The sequence below is a fragment of the Streptomyces sp. NPDC028635 genome (assembly GCF_040637635.1).
GTDB lineage: Bacteria > Actinomycetota > Actinomycetes > Streptomycetales > Streptomycetaceae > Streptomyces.
Genome location: NZ_JBEZWX010000004.1, coordinates 44543 through 62672, shown reverse-complemented (window position 1 = coordinate 62672; position 18130 = coordinate 44543). Strand labels below are relative to the sequence as shown.

At 74.0% G+C, this 18130-nt stretch carries 14 protein-coding genes and 1 pseudogene; 8 read left to right on the top strand and 7 right to left on the bottom strand.

Translation table 11 applies throughout. From position 1 onward, the window contains the following. Positions 1–18: 18 nt before the first annotated feature. A complete protein-coding gene (locus AB0E88_RS06065; RefSeq protein WP_361624536.1) occupies positions 19–1014 on the bottom strand; it encodes a DMT family transporter in 996 nt (331 codons plus the stop codon). Between the two features lie 94 nt (positions 1015–1108). Between AB0E88_RS06065 and AB0E88_RS06060 the strand changes: the two genes are divergently transcribed. Next, positions 1109–2068: a LysR family transcriptional regulator gene (locus tag AB0E88_RS06060; RefSeq protein ID WP_361624533.1), complete on the top strand. Its 960-nt coding sequence runs from the start codon at positions 1109–1111 to the stop codon at positions 2066–2068. A gap of 10 nt (positions 2069–2078) precedes the next feature. Here the strand turns inward: AB0E88_RS06060 and AB0E88_RS06055 are convergent, their stop codons facing one another. After that, entirely contained in the window at positions 2079–2822 is a 744-nt protein-coding gene (locus AB0E88_RS06055; protein WP_361624530.1) for a hypothetical protein, read from the bottom strand. After that, a complete protein-coding gene (locus tag AB0E88_RS06050) occupies positions 2819–3004 on the bottom strand; it encodes a hypothetical protein (protein WP_361624527.1) in 186 nt (61 codons plus the stop codon). Before AB0E88_RS06050 ends, AB0E88_RS06055 begins: the two co-directional genes overlap by 4 nt. Positions 3005–3079: 75 nt before the next feature. On the opposite strand from AB0E88_RS06050, the gene AB0E88_RS06045 reads away from it, so the two are divergent. Continuing rightward, positions 3080–6703 carry a CHAT domain-containing protein gene (locus AB0E88_RS06045; protein WP_361624524.1) on the top strand — a complete coding sequence of 1208 codons (3624 nt, stop codon included), beginning with the start codon at positions 3080–3082 and terminating at the stop codon, positions 6701–6703. A 28-nt stretch (positions 6704–6731) separates the two neighbouring features. Here the strand turns inward: AB0E88_RS06045 and AB0E88_RS06040 are convergent, their stop codons facing one another. Continuing rightward, entirely contained in the window at positions 6732–7592 is an 861-nt protein-coding gene (locus AB0E88_RS06040; protein WP_361624521.1) for an aminoglycoside phosphotransferase family protein, read from the bottom strand. Between the two features lie 148 nt (positions 7593–7740). On the opposite strand from AB0E88_RS06040, the gene AB0E88_RS06035 reads away from it, so the two are divergent. The 4 genes and pseudogenes from AB0E88_RS06035 (at position 7741) to mgt (ending at position 12069) form a co-directional block, all read left to right on the top strand. Then, complete coding sequence (locus tag AB0E88_RS06035) at positions 7741–8676, top strand: sugar ABC transporter permease (RefSeq protein WP_361624518.1); 936 nt, start codon at positions 7741–7743, stop codon at positions 8674–8676. Further along, positions 8673–9506, top strand: a complete 834-nt coding sequence (locus AB0E88_RS06030; protein ID WP_361624515.1) for a carbohydrate ABC transporter permease — start codon at positions 8673–8675, stop codon at positions 9504–9506. Before AB0E88_RS06035 ends, AB0E88_RS06030 begins: the two co-directional genes overlap by 4 nt. Next, a complete protein-coding gene (locus AB0E88_RS06025) occupies positions 9506–10774 on the top strand; it encodes an extracellular solute-binding protein (RefSeq protein WP_361624512.1) in 1269 nt (422 codons plus the stop codon). Before AB0E88_RS06030 ends, AB0E88_RS06025 begins: the two co-directional genes overlap by 1 nt. 54 nt (positions 10775–10828) lie before the next feature. After that, positions 10829–12069: pseudogene (gene mgt / locus AB0E88_RS06020) on the top strand (macrolide-inactivating glycosyltransferase). 253 nt (positions 12070–12322) lie between these two features. Here the strand turns inward: mgt and AB0E88_RS06015 are convergent. Further along, positions 12323–14572 carry an MMPL family transporter gene (locus tag AB0E88_RS06015; RefSeq protein ID WP_361624509.1) on the bottom strand — a complete coding sequence of 750 codons (2250 nt, stop codon included), beginning with the start codon at positions 14570–14572 and terminating at the stop codon, positions 12323–12325. A 422-nt stretch (positions 14573–14994) separates the two neighbouring features. Here AB0E88_RS06015 and AB0E88_RS06010 point away from each other — a divergent pair, with 422 nt between their 5' ends. Then, positions 14995–15540: a DUF1697 domain-containing protein gene (locus AB0E88_RS06010; RefSeq protein WP_361624507.1), complete on the top strand. Its 546-nt coding sequence runs from the start codon at positions 14995–14997 to the stop codon at positions 15538–15540. On the opposite strand, the gene AB0E88_RS06005 is transcribed toward AB0E88_RS06010, so the two are convergent. Continuing rightward, positions 15512–16372 (bottom strand): aldo/keto reductase, encoded by an 861-nt coding sequence (locus tag AB0E88_RS06005; RefSeq protein WP_361624505.1) that lies wholly within the window; start codon positions 16370–16372, stop codon positions 15512–15514. The genes AB0E88_RS06010 and AB0E88_RS06005 overlap by 29 nt on opposite strands. Before the next feature lie 209 nt (positions 16373–16581). On the opposite strand from AB0E88_RS06005, the gene AB0E88_RS06000 reads away from it, so the two are divergent. Continuing rightward, complete coding sequence (locus AB0E88_RS06000) at positions 16582–17214, top strand: DsbA family protein (RefSeq protein ID WP_361624502.1); 633 nt, start codon at positions 16582–16584, stop codon at positions 17212–17214. Here AB0E88_RS06000 and AB0E88_RS05995 read toward each other — a convergent pair. After that, a complete protein-coding gene (locus tag AB0E88_RS05995; RefSeq protein WP_361624499.1) occupies positions 17207–18127 on the bottom strand; it encodes a LysR family transcriptional regulator in 921 nt (306 codons plus the stop codon). The genes AB0E88_RS06000 and AB0E88_RS05995 overlap by 8 nt on opposite strands. Positions 18128–18130 lie beyond the last annotated feature (3 nt).

Here is an 18130-nt window from a genome sequence, read left to right as displayed (position 1 = left end):
CCCGCCGGGAGGCCGCCGTCAGCTTCTCGCCGGCGTCCGCGTCGGCGTCGGTGCCGTCGGATGTTCCTGGTCGGCGTCGGAGCTCGCCGGGAGCCTCGCGTCCGCCTGTGTGCCGGCCCGGGCGGAGGTCGCGCGGTGGCTGCGCTCCACCGCCTGTCCCCAGTAGGTCCCCGCGACCATCAGCGCCGCACCCAGTCCCGTGAGCGCCGTGAGGTGCTCGCCGCCGAGCGCGACGCCGGCCACCGCGGCCCACACGGGCTCCGTGCCCAGCAGCAGGCTGGCCCGGCTGGCCGAGGTGCGCTGCACCGCCCAGGTCTGCGCGAGGAAGGCGAACACGCTGCAGAACAGGGCGAGGTAGAGCAGCTGCGTCCAGGTGGCGGCCGGGGCGCGGACCAGGTCCGGCAGCCCGGCGGCGGTGACGGGGAGGAACAGGGCCGTGCCGACGGCCGTCTGCACCGTCGTCAGATGCAGCGGACGTACGGCCCGGCGGGCGGTCAGCCGGCCGACGAGGGCCACGTGCACCGCCCGGACCCCGGCGGCGGCCAGCATCAGCAGGTCGCCGAGGCGGAACGCGTGGAAGCCGTTGCCGGACATCAGCAGCCCGACGGCGAGCACGCACACGCCGGCGGCGGCGTAGAAGGAGCCGGGCAGTCCGCCCGGGTGGCCGGAGCGGTCGAGCAGGGGGGTGAGGACGATGGTCAGGCTGATGATCAGGCCCGCGTTGGCGGCCGTGGTGTGGGCGACGCCGTAGGTCTCCACCACCAGCACCGCGGCCTGGGTGACGCCGAGCGGCAGCCCGGCACGCCACTCGTCGCGGCGCGGTCGCAGCGGCCCGCGGCGCCCGGCGATCAGGACGAGGCAGGCCAGGCACGCCAGGAAGGAGAGCGCGTAGCGAGCGAAGAGGACGGACAGGACGGGCAGCGCGGCCGTGGCCGTCTGGGCGGAGAGATAGCTGGAGCCCCAGACGAGTGCGACCAGGAGGAGTACCGCGTCGGTACGGCGGGCGTCGGACACCCGCCCACCGTGCACCGCGGACGACCCTGAAGCCCAGCACGAGTTCCTTCAGCGATCTTTTAGCAGCCCTACATCATGCCCCTACACTGCGGCCATGGACGGACGGCAGCTGCGGATCCTGCGCGAGCTGGGGGAACTGGGCAGCGTCAGCGCGGTGGCCGAGGCGCTGCTGGTCACGCCGTCGGCGATCTCCCAGCAGCTCCGGCTGCTGCAGCGCACGATGCCGGTGCCGCTGACCGAGCGGCAGGGCCGTCGGCTCGTGCTCACCGACGCGGGGCAGGCGCTGGCGGCCGCGGCCGTCGACGTGGAGGCGGCGCTGGCGCGGGCCCGGCACGCCGTGGAGGACTTCGTGGGGCAGGCCGACGGAGAGGTGTCGGTGGCCGCGTTCCACAGCGCGGGCTCCGCCTTCTTCCCGCTGCTGCTGCGCGCCCTCGCCGCAACTGGCGGCCCGCGGCTCGCACTCGCCGACGAGGACGTGCCGCAGGAGGACTTCCCCCGGCTGACCCGCCTCTACGACCTCGTGCTCGCTCACCGCCTGGACCATGCCCCGCCCTGGCCGGGCACGATCGCCGCGACGACACTGCTGCGCGAGCCGCTCGACGTGGCGCTGCCCGCCGGGCATCCGCTCGCCGGCAAGCGGCGGTTGAGCCCGCGGGACGTGGCCGACGAGCCGTGGATCACGGTGCACGACGGTTTCCCGGTGCTGGCGACGATCGAGGCGATCGCCGCGGCGGCCGGACGCAGGCTGCGTCTCGCGCACCGCATCAACGAGTTCGCGGTGGTCGCCGAGGCCGTCGCCGCCGGGGGCGGCATCGCGCTGATGCCGCGCTGGACCGTGCGGCCCCATCCGGACCTGGTCCTGCGGCCGCTCAGCGGGGTGCAGGCCCGCCGCCACATCGACGTCCTGTGCCGCCCGGAACGCACGGCGAGAGCGGCGGTCCGCACGGTCCTGACCGAACTGCGCCGCGCCGCCGGGGCGATCAGGCGGCGCGACGCGGGAGAAGGCGACGCCGACGAGCGGGACGCCGAGCGGGCCTGCGGCCCCAGGGCCTGACCGTTTCCGCTCAACGCGGCACGGGGGCGGCCGGCTGCGGCCCGGTGGGGGCGACGGAGGCCCGCGCGGACCCGGCCGGCTGCGCGGACGTGTCCTCGTGGGTGGCGGTCAGGAACAGCACCGCGCCGAGGGTCACCACCACGAAGGCCGCCAGGGTGTGCACCCGCGCCCGGCGCACCGCGTTGCGCACCGCCCAGGCGTGGATCAGCGTGAGCAGCCGCTGCTGGAGCGCACGGGCCTGTTCCGCGTTGGCGCGCGCGTCGGCAAGGCCCTGCTGGAGCACCCGCGTGCGGTCCGTGTCCTGTTCGCGGGCCAGGCGGACCGCGAGCTCGGCGGCGACCTTCTCGTGCAGCCGGCGTCCGGCGGCCAGCTCGTCCAAGGAGGCGTAAGGGCCGTAGTAGGCGGACGGATCGCGGGCGACGGCCTCGCGCAGACCGGCCATGCCGGGGGAGCGCAGATCGGCGAGCGTGGCCAGACGCGGCGTCAGCGCCTCGCCGGTCTGCCAGATGGCCCAGCCGATGCCGAGCACCGCCAGCGCGAGCCCGCCGAACGCCGTGGCGGCGTCCGCCCAGCCGTGGATGCGGCCGACCGCCACCAGCGGACCGCCACCCAGCAGCAGCGCGCCGACGGCCGCCGTTGCGGCGATCGTCCAGCGGGCCGTGGCCCGCAGATCGGTCACCGCGTCGGCGGGACCCGTCGCTGAGGGGTCGGCGGCCGGCCCGGCGGCGACCGGGTCGGGCAGCGGCGAGGTCACCGGTCGTCCTGCTCGGCGTCGTCACCGCGGAACACCACTCCGTGGTGGAACGCCTCGCCCTCGGTCAGCCGGACATAGGGCGTCCATTCGGTGCCGTCCCAGTACAGCAGTTCACCGTCCTCCGAAAGCCGCACGGCACCCGCGTGCGGGGTGGGCGGATCGACGTCGTCCGGGTTGCTCATGCGTCAGAGTATGTCTGAACGGCGAGCCGTCATGGGTAACCCGTTACCGGATCGCGCAGACCCACCGGAGGCGGTGTGACCGACGACGATGTCCGACTCGCCCGGTACCAGGAGGCGTTGCTGTACGCCCACGGGCAACTCGCCCAGGGCCGCCCGGCGGAGGCGAAGCGGCTGCTGCTCGCCCTGGAGGCCGTCTCGGAACAGGTGGCCGACGCCGACGCGCGGTTCCTGCTCTACCGGCTGCTCGGCCAGGTGGCTCGGACGGAGGGGCGGCCGGCGGAGGCACTCGCGTACTACGAGAAGTGCCTCGACGCCGCCGCGACGGAGGCGACCCGCAGCGGCGCACTTGAGGGGCTCGCCCTCACCGCCGTGGCGTCGGGGGACCTGGGGCGGGCCGTGGGCTGGTTCGAGGAGGCGGCCGACGCCGCCCGGAACGCCGGCGATGCCATGGGGTACGCGATGGTCCTGCAGAACCACGCCACGGCCCTGATCCGGCACTCCCGCGACGGTGCCGAGGAGTTGCTGCGCGCGGCGCTGGAGGTGGAGGGACTCACCGATGTCCAGCGCGGCATCGTGACCGACAACCTCGCCCGAGAGCTCGAGCGGCAGGGCCACTTCGACGAGGCCGTGCGGCACACCGAGGAGGCGGCGCGGCTGCTGGCCGCCGCGGGCGCCGAGCACGACGCGTACAAGGCCTGGCTGAACCTGGCGGACCTGCACCGGGCCGCCGGTGACGAGGCCGCCGCCGGTGTCGCGTTCACCCACGCCCACGACCTGGGCGTACGGCTGCACGCCCGGATCGACGAGGAACACTACGGGCCCGGGTACGACGAGCGGGTCCGGGCCATCGAGGCCCGTACGGCGCAGATGCTGCGCGAGCGGTACGCCGGCGAGCCCGGCGTGGGCGACGCGGAGATCGCGCTGGACATCGGCCTGCACGCGACGGCGGGCGGAGACCTTGCCGACCAGGCCGAACGGCGGTTCGAGGCAGGGGACCTGGCGGGGGCCGAGGAGTTGCTGCACCGCGCCGAGACGCACTGGGCCCACCTGCAGGCGCTGCACCTCATGCCGCGCGTGTGGAACCTGCGCGGGGTCATCCGGTTGTACGCGGGTGACCACGACCGTGGCCACGAGGTGCTCATGCGGTCGCGGGAGGTGACGCAGGGCCTCGGCGACGCGTTCCGGGAGAGCATCGCGCTGCGCCATCTGGCAATCTGCGCCCAGCGGTTGGGCATCGGGGAGGAGGACGAGCTCGCGCTCCTGCTGCGGGCGCGGGCGCTCAGCCGTTTCTCCCTGCGCAGGCGTCTGGGCGCGGCCGCCGCCTCCCTGCCCGAGGAGGCGCCCGGAGACGACTTCGGGGTGCACGACGGCCGGCTGGCGCAGATCTGCCTGGGCTACGGCGCCCACGAACTCGCCCGCACCTACAGCGAACTCAGCATCGCGGCCGCCGGGGCCGACGACGGCCCCTCGGCCTACCGGCTGGCGGCCCGGCTGACCGTACGGCTCCACCTGGCCGAGAGGACCGGGCGGGACGCGGAGGCCGCCGAGACGGTCGAACGGCTCACCGCGCTCGCCGCTCGCCACCCCGCGCCCCAGACGGTCATGGTGGCGTCCCTGGCGGTCGGCGCGTACCGCTTCCGCCGGGGCGAGCGCAGCCCCGAGCTGCTCGACCGGCTGACCGAGGCGTGCGACGCCCACGAGGAGGTGCGCCGGCATGCCCTGGACCTCGGACCGTTGCCCGACTTCCACACGCTCACCACCCCGCCGTACCGGGAAGCGGTGGAGGTCGCGCTGGCGGTCGGCCAGGTCGGGCAGGCCTTCACTCTGGCGGAGCGGGCCCGGAGCCGTTCACTGCTGGACGCGGTGCGGCACGGACTCATGGACGCCCCGGCCCCCGCCGCGTCCACCGACCCTGGCGCCGCGTCCACCGACCCCGGCGCCGCTGTCACCGACCCCGCCGCCACGGACCCTGCCGCCACGGCCCCCGCCTCTGCCGGCCCTGCCTCTGCCGGCCCTGCCTCCACCGGCCATTCCTCCACCGACCATGTCGCCGACGATCCGCTCGCCCGCGAACAGGAGCTGTGGCTCCGTCAGCGCCGGCTGCGCGAGGAGTTGTCGCTGTGGCGGCAGGGCGAGCGGCCGGACGAGCGGATCCGCCGGCTGTACGCGGTGGAGGACGAGCTGGGCGCGGTCCGCGCCGAACTGGCCGCTCTGTGGGACCGGTTGGCGGACACGCGCCCTGAGGTGCGCCGCCACCGGATGGCCGAGCCCATCACGGCGCGCGAGGCGGCGCGTCTGCTCGCCCGCGCCGGGGCGACGGCCCTGGTGGAGCTGTGGAGCGGCGACGAAGCGCTCCACGCGTTCGTGATCGTGCCCGGCCGCACCGAACCGGAACTGGTGACCGTGGGCCGGCACGACACCCTGGGCCTTCGGGACGGAGCCGGCCGGATGCGGGCCCTGCGCACCGCGCGCAACCGCCGGGACCGGCAACGCGCCCTCGGTTCCCTGCTGGTGGGCCCCCTGCACGCGGCGCTCCGCTCGGTCGTGGACGGCGCCGCGCCCGCGGGAGACCCGGCGGGCTCGGTGCTTGTCGTGCCCCATGGCCCGCTGCACGGCGTACCGATGCACCTGTCACCCGACCCTGCCGTCGCCCGCGGCCGCCCGCCGCTGCGCTACCTGCCGTCGGCGTCGCTGCTGCGCTCGTCCGGCGCCTGGCACCGGGACGGCACCGTCGTGGTGGGCGGCTTCCCCGGCGCCGGGCGGGCCGACGGCAGCGCGGAGCTGGCGTTCTGCCGCAGTGAGTGCGCCGAGGTCGCCCACCGGCTGGGCGGCACCGCCCGGGTCGGCCACACGGTCACGGGGGAGTGGCTCCAGGAAGCCGTCACCGCCGCGGAACGGCTGTCCCTGGTGCATCTGGCGTGCCACGCCACGTTCGACGAGCGGCACCCGGAGCGCAGCGGACTGCTGCTCGCCCGCGGAACCGGCTCCGGTGGCGAGGTGGTCACCGTGGACCAGCTCGCCGCCTTGGACTGGTCGGGCGCGCTCGTCACCCTCAGCGCCTGCGGCAGCGGCCGCCACCGGGTGCGGCGCGGCGACGAGCTGACCGGCCTCGGGCACGCCCTGCTGTCCGCCGGTGCGCGCGGGCTGATCGTCAGCCAGTGGCCGGTGCTGGACCACGAGACGGCGGTGCTGATGTCCTTGTTCTACGAGGACTTGGCCGCCCGGCCCGGCTGGAACGCCGGGGTCGTCGCGGACGCACTGGCCCGTGCCCAGCGGCGGATGGCGGCCATGACGGCAGCCGACCTCGTCGACTGGGCCTGCTCCCGGCTGGAGACACCACGGCGCCCCGCCGCGGCCGACGAGCTGAGCGGTGAGATGCTGCGGCTGGCCCACCGGCTGGCGGGCACGCCCGACGCGGACGTCCCTCCGACCGACGCGGACGCCCCTCCGACCGACGCGGACGCCCCGCCCACCGCCGTGGACGCCGGGCCGCCCGACGCGGACGTCCCGCCCGTAGACGCGGACCTGATGCCCACCGCCGCATACCTCCCGCCCGCCCACGGGTCCGCCGTCCAGGCCGGGGCCCCGCCCCTCGACACCGACCGGCACCGCCGCCTCGCCGCCGCCGGAGGTGGCTACCGCTTTCCGGTGTTCGCCGACGCGGCCGGGTGGGGCGCGTTCGTGTTCTACGGCGCCTGATCCGCCGGCGTCGCGCGCCCCCGGCCGCTCAGAACGGGAACCACCGCACCGTCGCGTCGCCCTCCCGCAGTGACGCCACCCGGCGCCGGAACTCGGCGAGAGCCTTGGGGTTGCCCGGCGCGTGCTGGGCGACCCAGGCGCAGCTGGCCGTCTCCCGCGCGCCGCGCAGCACCGCGCAGCCCTCCCACTCCCGTACGTCCCAGCCGTACGCGGCGGTGAAGGCGTCGTAGGCGTCGGCGGGCAGGCCGTAGCGGTCGCGGGAGAGGGACATGACCACGAGGTCGTGCTCGCGCAGGTCGGCCGAGAAGGTCTCCAGGTCGACCAGGACCGGGCCGTCGGGGCCGATGTGGACGTTGCGGGGCAGGGCGTCGCCGTGGATCGGGCCGGGCGGCAGGTGCGGGGTGAGCGCGGCCGCCGCCGCGGCGAAGCCGTCGCGCCGCTCGCGCAGATAGGCCGCGTCGGCCGGGTCGATGGCGTCGCCCGCGAGCCGCAGCCAGCGCTCCACCCCGCCCAGCAGCTCCCGGCGCGGCAGCGCGAAGGGGGGCGCGGGCAGGGTGTGCACGATCCGCAGCAGTGCGGCCAGGTCGCGGGGTCCGGCGGGCCGTACCGCGTCCGGCAGCCGGTGCCACACGGTGACCGGGTGCCCCTCCACCAGCAGCGGCTCCCTCCCGGCCGCGCGCACGGCCGGGACGTCCGCGTCCGCCAGCCACAGCGCGACGTCCAGTTCGCGGCGCGCGCGGTCCAGCAGTTCGGCGTCGCGGCCCACCTTCACGACCAGGTCACCGGCGGCGAACACCGCGTTCTCGCCCAGGGCGAGCAGCCGCGCGTCGTCGGCCCCGGGCAGCACCTTCGCCGCGGCCAGTACCTCGCGCGCCCGCGCCTCGTCCATCGTCCGCCTCCATGTCCCGTTCCCGAACCGTGTGTCCGTCAGTCTCGCATTCGCGCAGATCGGGCCCGGTGCACGGTCCCTTGACGGCGGCCATCCGGTTTACGACCATGGTCATGCCAACCCAAGGGTGTCCAAAGGGGCTGATTCCGTGACGGCGGTGGCGGACGTGACGCGACCGGCCCCGCGCGCGCCGCGCTCCCGCCGCCCCGGCCGGCCCCTCGACCGCGGCGGCTGGTTCCTCGTCCTGCCCGCCCTGCTGCCCATCCTCGTGCTCAGCGTCGGCCCGCTGCTCCACGGCATCCTGCTGGCGTTCACCGACGCGCAGTCCGGCCGCGCCGCGCCCACCCGCTGGATCGGCGCCCTCAACTTCCGGGACCTGCTGCACGACACCCTCTTCTGGGAGTCCTTCCGGATCGGTCTGGTGTGGGCCGTCGGCGTGACCGTCCCGCAGTTCCTGCTCGCGCTCGGCCTCGCCCTGCTGCTGAACCAGGACGTGGCGCTGCGCCGGCTCGCCCGGGCGCTGGCGATCGTGCCGTGGGCCATGCCGGAGGTCGTGGTCGGCATCATGTGGCGGCTCGTCTACCACACCGACGCGGGCGTGCTCAACGAGACCCTGCGCGACCTCGGTCTCGGCGGCGGCCGCGACTGGCTCGGCTCCCTGTCCACCGCCCTGCCCGCCGTGATCGTCGTCGGCGTCTGGGCGGGCCTGCCGCAGACCACGGTCGCCCTGCTCGCGGGCCTGCAGAACACCCCGCGCGACCTGCACGAGGCCGCCGCCCTGGACGGCGCCGGCGCCTGGCGCCGCTTCCACGCGGTGACCTGGCCCGCACTGCGCCCGGTCGCCCTCGCCATCACCGCGCTCAACCTCATCTGGAACGTCAACGCCTTCGCCCTCGTCTACGTCCTCACCAACGGCGGCCCCGGCGGCCGCACCCGGCTGCCGATGCTCTTCGCCTACGAAGAGGCCTTCCGCTACGGGCAGTTCGGCTACGCCGCCGCCATGGGCTGTGTGCTGGTCGCCGTGGTCGCCGTCTGTCTCGCCGCGTTCCTGGCGGGCCGGCTCAGGGGAGGCGAGGAACGGTGAGAGCCCGCAAGGGCGTCCGCGCCGGGCAGTACGCCGCCCTGCTGGCGTATCTGGCCTTCCTCGCGTTCCCCTTCCTGTGGCTGCTGTCCACCGCCTTCAAGCCGCCGCGCGAGCTGGCGAGCCTGCACCCCACCTGGATCCCGAAGGACCCCACCCTCGCCAACTTCCGCCAGGCCTTCGACGAACAGCCCCTGCTGCGGTCCGCGGTGAACTCGCTGCTCATCGCTCTCGCCGCCGCGCTGATCGCCGTGTGCCTGGCCACGCCGATGGCGTACGTCCTGGCCCGGCACCGCACCCGGCTCGCCCGGGCGGCGAGCGCCTGGGTGGTCGTCAGCCAGGCGTTCCCGTTCGTCCTGCTGATCATCCCGCTGTTCCTGCTGCTGCGCGCCCTGCGGCTCGTCGACTCCCCGGCCGGGCTGGTGATGGTGTACGTCGTGTGGGCGCTGCCGTTCGCGCTGTGGCTGCTCACCGGGTACGTCCGGGCCGTCCCCGCGGAGCTGGAGGAGGCGGCGGCCGTCGACGGGGCCGGGCGGCTGCGGATCCTCGTGTCGGTGACGGCGCCGCTGCTCGCGCCGGGCATCGCGGCGACGGCACTCTTCGCGTTCGTCACCGCCTGGAACGAGTTCTTCTTCGCGCTGGTGCTGCTCAAGAGCCCCGGGAAACAGACCCTGCCGGTGGTGCTCACCCACTTCATCGGGGCCGAGGGCGTCGCCGACCTCGGGCCGCTGGCCGCCGCGTCGGTGCTCGCCACGCTGCCGTCGCTGGCCTTCTTCGCCCTGGTCCAGCGGTGGATCGCGGGCGGGCTGCTCGCCGGGGCGGTGAGGGGCTGATGCGCGCACGCCTGGTCGCCGTCGTCCTGCTCCTGCTGCTCGCCGGTTGCGCCGGCCCCGGCGGCGACGGGCGCGTCACCCTGCGCTTCCAGTCCCTGGCCTGGCAGGACGAGTCCGTGCGGGCCACGAAGGAGTTGGTGCGCGAGTGGAACGCCGCGCACCCCGGCGTGCGGGTGGAGTACGTCCAGGGCAGCTGGGACAGCGTCCACGACCAGCTGCTCACCTCCTTCGAGGGCGGCGAGGCCCCCGACGTCATCCACGACGCCGCCGACGACCTCGCCGACTTCGCGCACGGCGGCTACCTCGCCGACCTCTCCCGTCTGCTCCCGCGCGGGCTCAAGGACGACATCCCGCGCCACAGCTGGGCGACCACGACCTTCGGCGGCGGCCTGTACGGGGTGCCGTTCCTCCAGGAACCGCGCGTGCTCATCGCCAACGCGGCCTGGCTGCGGCGCTCCGGCGTCCGCGTCCCGACCCCCGGACACCCGTGGAGCTGGGCCGAGTTCCGGCAGGTGACCAGGCGACTGAGCGGCGGCGGCCGGTACGGGGTGGCCTGGCCGCTGAAGGAGCCGGTGTCCGCGACGCTGAACCTGTCCCTGTCGGCGGGCGGCAGCCTCTTCCACCGCGGCACCGACGGGAAGGTCACCGTCCGGTTCGAGGCCGCCGACGCCGAGGTGCCGCGCACCATTCACGACCAGGTGTCCGTCGACCACAGCGCCCCGCGCTCCACCCTCGGCAGCGGCGGCTCCGACACCCTGCCGGGCTTCTTCGGCGGCCGGTACGCGATGGTGCCGCTCGGGTTCTCCTACCGCCAGCAGATCGCGCGGCAGGCGCCGAAGGGCTTCGCCTGGCAGGTGCTGCCCGCTCCGGCCGGTGCCGACGGGCTCACCCAGGGCGTCAGCCCGCAGACCCTCTCGATCGCCGCGGACAGCCCGCACAAGAAGGAGGCCGCCGCCTTCCTCGACTTCCTGCTGCGGCCGAAGAACATGGTCCGTCTGGCGCTCGGCGACTGGATGCTGCCCACGGGTACGCGCGCGTTGCGGGATCCGGCCCTGCACACCGCCCAGGACGGCTGGGCGACCGGCACCGCCCTGGCCGGCCGGCTCGTCCCGGCGCCCGCGCAGTCGGTGCGCGGCTACCCCGAGTGGAAGGACAAGGTGGCCACGCCGGCCTTCCAGGAGTACTACAGCGGCGCGATCGGCCTCTCCGTACTGCGGCGCCGCCTGGAAGCCGACGGCAACCTCGTCCTGGCCCGCTACCAGCGCTGACCGCCGCGCGGACGGTCCCCGGTCCGGTCGAACGGATCACCCTCGCCAAAAAGCTTGGACGAGACGTCTCGTCTCGTATTAGGGTGCCGGTCATGACCAGTCGCGCCCACATCGCCATGTTCTCCATCGCCGCCCACGGCCATGTGAACCCCAGCCTCGAGGTGATCCGGGAGCTCGTCGCACGCGGGCACCGGGTCACGTACGCCATCCCGCCGGTCTTCGCGGACAAGGTCGCCGAGACCGGCGCCGAACCAAAACCGTGGACCTCCACCCTGCCCTCGCCCGACGACGACCCGTCGGCGTGGGGCGAGACCCTGCTGGACAACGTCGAACCGTTCCTGAACGACGCGATCCAGGCCCTGCCGCAGCTGATCGAGGCCTACCGGGGCGACGAACCGGACCTCGTGCTGCACGACATCGCCTCCTACCCGGGCCGCGTCCTCGCCCACCGCTGGGGCGTCCCCGCCGTCTCCCTGTCGCCGAGCCTCGTCGCCTGGGAGGGCTATGAGCAGGAGGTGGCCGAGCCGATGTGGGCGGAGCCGAAGAAGACGCCGCGCGGCCGGGCGTACTACGCCCGCTTCCACGCCTGGCTGGAGGAGAACGGCATCACACAGCACCCCGACGACTTCGCCGGCCGGCCCGCCCGCTCCCTGGTGCTCATCCCGAAGGCGCTGCAGCCGCACGCCGACCGGGTCGACGAGCGCGTGTACACCTTCGTCGGCGCGTGCCAGGGCGAACGCGCCGCACAGGGCACATGGCGGCGGCCCGCCGGCGCCGAGAAGGTGGCGCTGGTGTCGCTGGGCTCCGCCTTCACCAGGCAGCCCGCGTTCTACCGGGAGTGCGTGCGCGCCTTCGGCGACCTGCCCGGCTGGCACACGGTGCTGCAGATCGGCAAGCACGTCGACCCGGCCGAGCTGGGCGACGTACCCGGGAGCGTGGAAGTCCGGGACTGGGTGCCGCAGTTGGCGATCCTGAAGGAGGCCGACCTGTTCGTCACCCACGCCGGGGCGGGCGGCAGCCAGGAGGGGCTGGCCACGGGTACGCCGATGATCGCCGTACCGCAGGCGGCGGACCAGTTCGGCAACGCCGACATGCTTCAGCAGCTCGGCGTGGCACGGCGGCTGGCGACCGAGGAGGCGACCGCCGAGGCGCTGCGCGAGGCCGCGCTCGCGCTGGTCGGCGACGCGGAGGCGGCCCGGCGGCTGAAGGAGATCCAGGCCGGCATGGCCCGGGAGGGCGGCACCCGGCGGGCGGCCGACCTGATCGAGGCCGAGCTCGCCGCGCGCGGCCACTGAGCACGACGTGAAGGGTCACCGCCCGTGACGCCGGAGGCGGGTGAGGCCGGCCGGTGACGCCGTACGCGGATGAGAGCGCGCCCGTGCCGCCGTACGCGTGCGCGGGCCCGCGGGTCACGCCGTACGTGTACGCGGGCCCGCGGGTCACGCCGTACGCGTGCGCGGGCCCGCGGGTCACGCCGTACGCGCGCGAGGGCCCGCCGGTCACCCCCTGGTGGCCGGCGGGCCCGCGTGCTGCCGTGGCAGGCGGGTGTCACACCCGCAGCGGCTCGCCCTCACCCCGCGCCGGCTCGGCCGCGATGGCCTCCGGTGCCTCGTCGTGGGTCAGGTCCGGCAGCCGGTGCAGCCACTTCGGCAGGTACCAGTTGCGCTCGCCCAGCAGCGCCATCACCGCCGGCAGGAGCACGCCCCGGATGACGGTCGCGTCGATGAGGACCGCGGCCGCCAGGCCCACGCCCATCTGCTTCATCGACTGCATCGACAGCGTGCCGAAGATCGCGAAGACGGCGACCATGATGACCGCGGCGCTGGTGACCACGCCCGCCGTGGTGACCACGCCGTGGGCGATCGCGTCCTTCGTCGACCGGCCGCGCAGCCGCGCCTCGCGGATGCGGGAGACCACGAACACGTGGTAGTCCATCGACAGCCCGAAGAGGATCACGAACAGGAACAGCGGCAGCCAGGTGACGATCGCGCCGACGCCCTCCGCGCCGACCAGGGACGCGCCCCAGCCGTGCTGGAAGACCGCGACGAGGATGCCGTACGCGGCGCCCACCGACAGCAGGTTCAGCAGGATCGACGTGATCGCGACGGTCAGCGAGCGGAACGACAGCAGCATCAGCGCGAAGGCGAACACCACCACGAAGGCGAAGACCGGTACGACCGAACCGACGAGCTGGTCGTTGAAGTCGTGCGAGCCCGCGACCTGGCCGGTGATCGGCGCCTCGACGCCCGCCACCTTGCCCAGCGTCGCCGGGCGCACGTCGTCGCGCAGCTTCTCCAGGCTGGCGCCCGCCTTGTCCTGGTCGGAGCCGCCGACCAGCGGGACGAAGACGAAGGCGACGTTCTGCTTCTCGTGGACCCGGATGTCGACCGGGCCGCGCGAGGCGCCCGAGGAGATGGCCCGGTCACGGAAGTCGGCGAGTGCCGCCTTCACCTCGGGGGCGTCGATGTCCTCGGCCTTCACGACCACCTGGGCCGGCTCCGAGCCGCCCGGGAAGGCGTCGTTGACCCGGTTGTAGGTCTGCACGATGGGCAGCGAGTCGCCGAACTCCTGGTCCAGGGTGAGCTGTTGCGTCTTCATGCCGAGCGCGGGCGCCGCCACCGCGAGCAGCGCGCCGAGCGCGACCACCACGGACACCGCGGGCCGGGCCAGGACGCCCTTGAGGACGGCCGACCAGAACCGGCTCTCGCCGTTGCCCGTGCGCCGGCGACGGCCCAGGAACGGCAGCCGGCCCCTGTCGACGCGCTCACCCAGCAGCGACAGCAGCGCGGGCAGCACGGTCACCGAGCCGACCATGGCGACGGCCACCACCATCAGCGAGGCCAGGCCCATCCCCTCGAAGGTGGCGAGCCCGGTGAACAGCATGCCCGCCATCGCCACGCACACCGTGACGCCGGAGACCACGATCGCCCGGCCACTGGTCGCCGCGGCGATCCTGAGGGCCGTGCGCGCGTCCCGTCCGGCCGCCCGCTCCTCACGCTCGCGGCGCAGATAGAACAGGCAGTAGTCCACGCCGACGGCCATGCCGACCAGCAGCATCACGGAGTTGGCGGTGTCGCTCATCGGCTGCAGATGGCTGACGATGCCCATCAGGCCCATCGTCGCCATGATCGCGGTGATCGCCAGCGCCACCGGCAGCAGCGCCGCCACCAGCGCGCCGAAGGCGATGAGCAGGATGCCGAGCGCCACCGGCACCGCCGAGTACTCGGCCTTCTTGAAGTCGTCCCCGAACGCGTCGCTGAACGTCTTGCGCATGCTCGCGCCGCCGATCTCCTCGATCCGCAGCGTCCGGGCGTGCTCCTTCTGCACCCCCTCGACCGCCTTCAGCACCGGCTCCACCCGGTCGCCCGCACTCTCCGCGTCCCCGCGCATGTCGAACTGCACCAGCGCGCTGTGCCGGTCCTTGGAGATCGTGTGCGTGGGGTAGGGCGACGTCACGCCCGTGACCTGGCCGGTGCCGTCGACGGCCTTGACGACGGCGTCGACGGCGGACCTGAACTCCGCGTCGGTCGCCCGCAGCCGCCCGTCCTTCGCCTGGACGAGGACGGTCTCGCTCGCGGGCTCCTTGATGCCGGCGTCCTTGATGATCTGCGCCGCGTTGTGCGTCTCGCCCTTCAGCTGGTCGCTGTCGTCGACGTCGACCCGGCCCGCCGCGGACCCCACCCCCATCGCCAGGACGACGAACAGCACCCAGATGCCGACCGCCGCCCACCGGTGCCGGGCGCTCCAGCCGCCCGCCCGGGCGGCGAACCCCCGCACCCGCGATTCTCCTCTGTCCATGACGGACCTGCCCCCTTGTGCGTGGTGGCGGCCCCCTGCCGCCACCGTTCACTCCGACGGTAGGGGCCGGATAAAGCCGTCTCGTCGTGCTGCCCGGTGAACCGCGGCCGCCCCCCGCTCCTCCCATCGGACACCGCACCCTCCCCTCAGAGGCGGAGGGTGCCCCCTACACGCGTCGCCCGGGCTGAGGGCCGCGGATCAGGGTGGCGGCCGGAGGGGAAGCGGACGGTCGGACACCGGCGTGTCCGATCCGCCGACAGAACCCCGCTTTGTGATGACGAAAGGTTGTTGATCAAGTCACAGCTGCGTGGAGATGTTGATCTGCACCCGTCTCATCGGCCAGAGTTTCGCGCGATCCCTCCGGGGACCACGGCCGTCGTGCCCGCCCCCACGGGGCACGACGGCCGTTCTAAGGTGGCCGGATGACGACGTATGCGGCGCTGCTGCGCGGGATCAACGTGGGCGGCAGCAGGAAACTGCCGATGGCCGACCTGCGCACCCTGATGACCGGCCTCGGCCTGGACGACGTCCGCACCTATCTGCAGAGCGGGCAGGCCGTCTTCTCCTCGGCGCACGGCGACGAGGACTCCCTGGCCGCCGATCTCACCGCCGCGATCGAGCGGCAGAGCGGCTTCCGGGTCGACGTGATCGTGCGCGACCACGCCTATCTGAGCGCGGTCGCCGACGCCTGCCCGTTCCCGGCGGATCGGCTGGAGGCCAAGCAACTGCACGTCACGTACTTCTCCGAGCAGGTCGGCCTGGGGCGGTTCGCGGAGATCGACCCGGCCGCCTACGCCCCGGAGGAGTTCCGCCTCGGCGACCGCGCCCTGTATCTGTACGCCCCGGAGGGCCTCGGCCGCTCCAAGCTCGCCGAGGCCCTGTCCCGGCCGCGCGTCAACAAGGGCCTGATCGCCACGTCCCGCAACTGGAACACCGTCGTCAAGCTCGTGGAGATGACGGCGGGCTGAGCGCGTCCAGCCGGGCCATGTCCGCGTCCGTCAGCCGTACGGCCGCGGCGCCCAGGTTCTCCTCCAAATGTGCGGCGCTGCCCGTGCCGGGCGTCGGGCACAGCACGGGGGAGTGGTGCAGCAGCCAGGCCAGCGCGACCTGGCCCGGGGTGACGCCGTGCGCCGCCGCCACCGAGGCGCACACCGGGTCCCGGGTGAGCGTGCCGTTGCCGAGCGGGAACCAGGGCAGGAACGCGATGGTGTGCTCCTCGCACAGCGCCAGCACCGGAGCCGACGCGCGGTCGAAAAGGTTGAAGCGGTTCTGCACGGACGCGACCGGCGTCGAGGTGAGGGCCTCGGCGAGCTGGTCGGCGGTGACGGTGTCCAGGCCGATGTGCCGGATCTTTCCCTCGGCCCGCAACTCGCCGAGCGTGCCCAGCTGTTCGGCTGCCGGAACATCCGGGTCGAGGCGGTGCAGCTGGTACAGGTCGACGGTGTCCCGGCGCAGCCGCTTCAGGCTCGCCTCGCAGGCCGCGCGCAGATGCTCCGGGCGGCCGTCGATGTGCCAGGCGCCGGCACCGGTGCGGACGACGCCGCCCTTGGTGGCGATCACCAGGTGCTCGGGGTACGGGTGCAGCGCCTCGGCGACAAGCTCCTCGGCCAGGGACGGGCCGTAGTTGTCCGCGGTGTCGATCAGCGTCACGCCGCGTTCCACCGCCCGGCGCAGCACCGCCACCGCGTCCGCGCGGTCGCCGCGAGGTCCCCAGTAGCCGGGGCCGGTGAGCTGGGCGGTGCCGTAGCCCAGCCGCCGGACCGGCAGATCACCACCGAGGGTGAATATATGATCGATCATTTGCCCACCGTACTCCGGCGCCGCTCCGGAGGTGCCGCGTTCGTGCGAGAAGGCGGCGCGGCGCGGACTCTCGCGCACTGAATGGCCCATGGAATCGGCCGGGTGGCCATGGAGTCGGCCGGGTGGCCAAGGGATCGGCCAGGTGGCCCATGGAATCGGCCCGTGAATGGCCCGTTCCTCCGGGCCGCCCGGCCGGTAGCGTCGCCGTCATGACGAGCACCTCGCCCACCGGCACCTCCCCCACCCGCGTCGACTTCTACTTCGACCCCGCCTGCCCCTTCGCCTGGATCACCTCCCGCTGGCTGCTGGAGGTGGAACGGCAGCGCCCGCTCGACCTCCGCTTCCATGTGATGAGCCTGTACCTGCACAACATGGGCAACGAACTGCCCGACTGGTACCGGGCGTTGGTCGACAAGTCGATCCGCCCGGTCCGGGTGGCGGTGGCCGCCGCCGAGCAGCACGGTGACAAGGTCCTGCGCGACCTGTACACCGCCTTCGGCACCCGCATCCACGAGCAGAAACAGGAGGACTTCGACGCGGTGATCGCCGAGTCCCTCGCCGAACTCGGGCTGCCCGCCGACCTCGCCGCCGCCGCGCACGAGGAGTCCTGGGACGACGCGGTGCGCCGCAGCCACGAGGCCGGCACCGAACCCGATTCGGGGGCCTACGTGGGGACCCCGACGATCCACGTCGACGGAACCGTGTGGTTCGGCCCCGTACTGCGGGCGATCCCGCGCGGGCAGCGCGCGGCCGAACTCTTCGACAGCTTCCGGGTCCTGGCCGGCGACCCCGACGTCTTCGAACTCAAGCGGACCCGCACGGGCAAACTGTCCTTCACCTGACCCCGAGCACATCGAGCATCGCCCGGGTCGCCGGGCTGGGGTTGAAGCGGCTCCATGCCAGATACTCCACCCGGCGCGGTCCGTCCACCACGGGCACCAGCACCAGCGCGGGATCGCCCGCGGCCAGCGGCCCGATGTACGCCGACGGCAGCAGCGCCGGACCCAGGCCGCGCGCGATCAGAGCGGTGATCATCTCCACCACGCCGACCTCGTACGCCACGTCACGGACCAGCCCGGCGGCGGCGAACGCCCGGTCCGACTGCGCCCGGGCGGGCGTTCCCTCGACGAAGTCCACGAACGTCTCCTCGGCGATCTCCGCGAGGGTGACCCGCTTCGCGCCCGCGAGCCGGTGGCCGGCCGGCACCACCAGCACATGCTCGTCCCGGTCGAGGACGACCGTCTCCACACCGGTGGGCCGCTCGTCCTCCGGCATGCCGAGGAAGGCGATGTCCAGGTCACCGTCACGGATCGCCGCGGCCAGCTCGTCGCTGCGGCCGGAGCGCAGGCCGACCCGGACGTCCGGGTGCAGGGCCCGGTAGCGCTGGAGCAGCTCGGGCACGTCGACGGCCGCCGTGGTGACGATCACGCCCACGGCGAGCCGGCCCCGTACCACCCCGGTCGCGGCAGAGGCGTCGGCGACCGCGCGGTCCGCCGCGGCCAGGCACTCACGCGCGGACGCGACGAACGCGGCACCGGCACTGGTGAGTTCGACGCGGCGGCTGGAACGGGCGAAGAGCCTCACGCCCAACTCCCTTTCCAGGGCGGCCACGCGATGACTGAGCGAGGACTGCGCCACGAAGCAGCGCTCGGCGGCCCGGGTGAAGTGACGGGTGTCGGCCACGGCGACGACGTAACGCATCTGCTGGAGATCCACCGATCCATGGTCCTGGCGCATGGCTGCCATGACAACCATGTG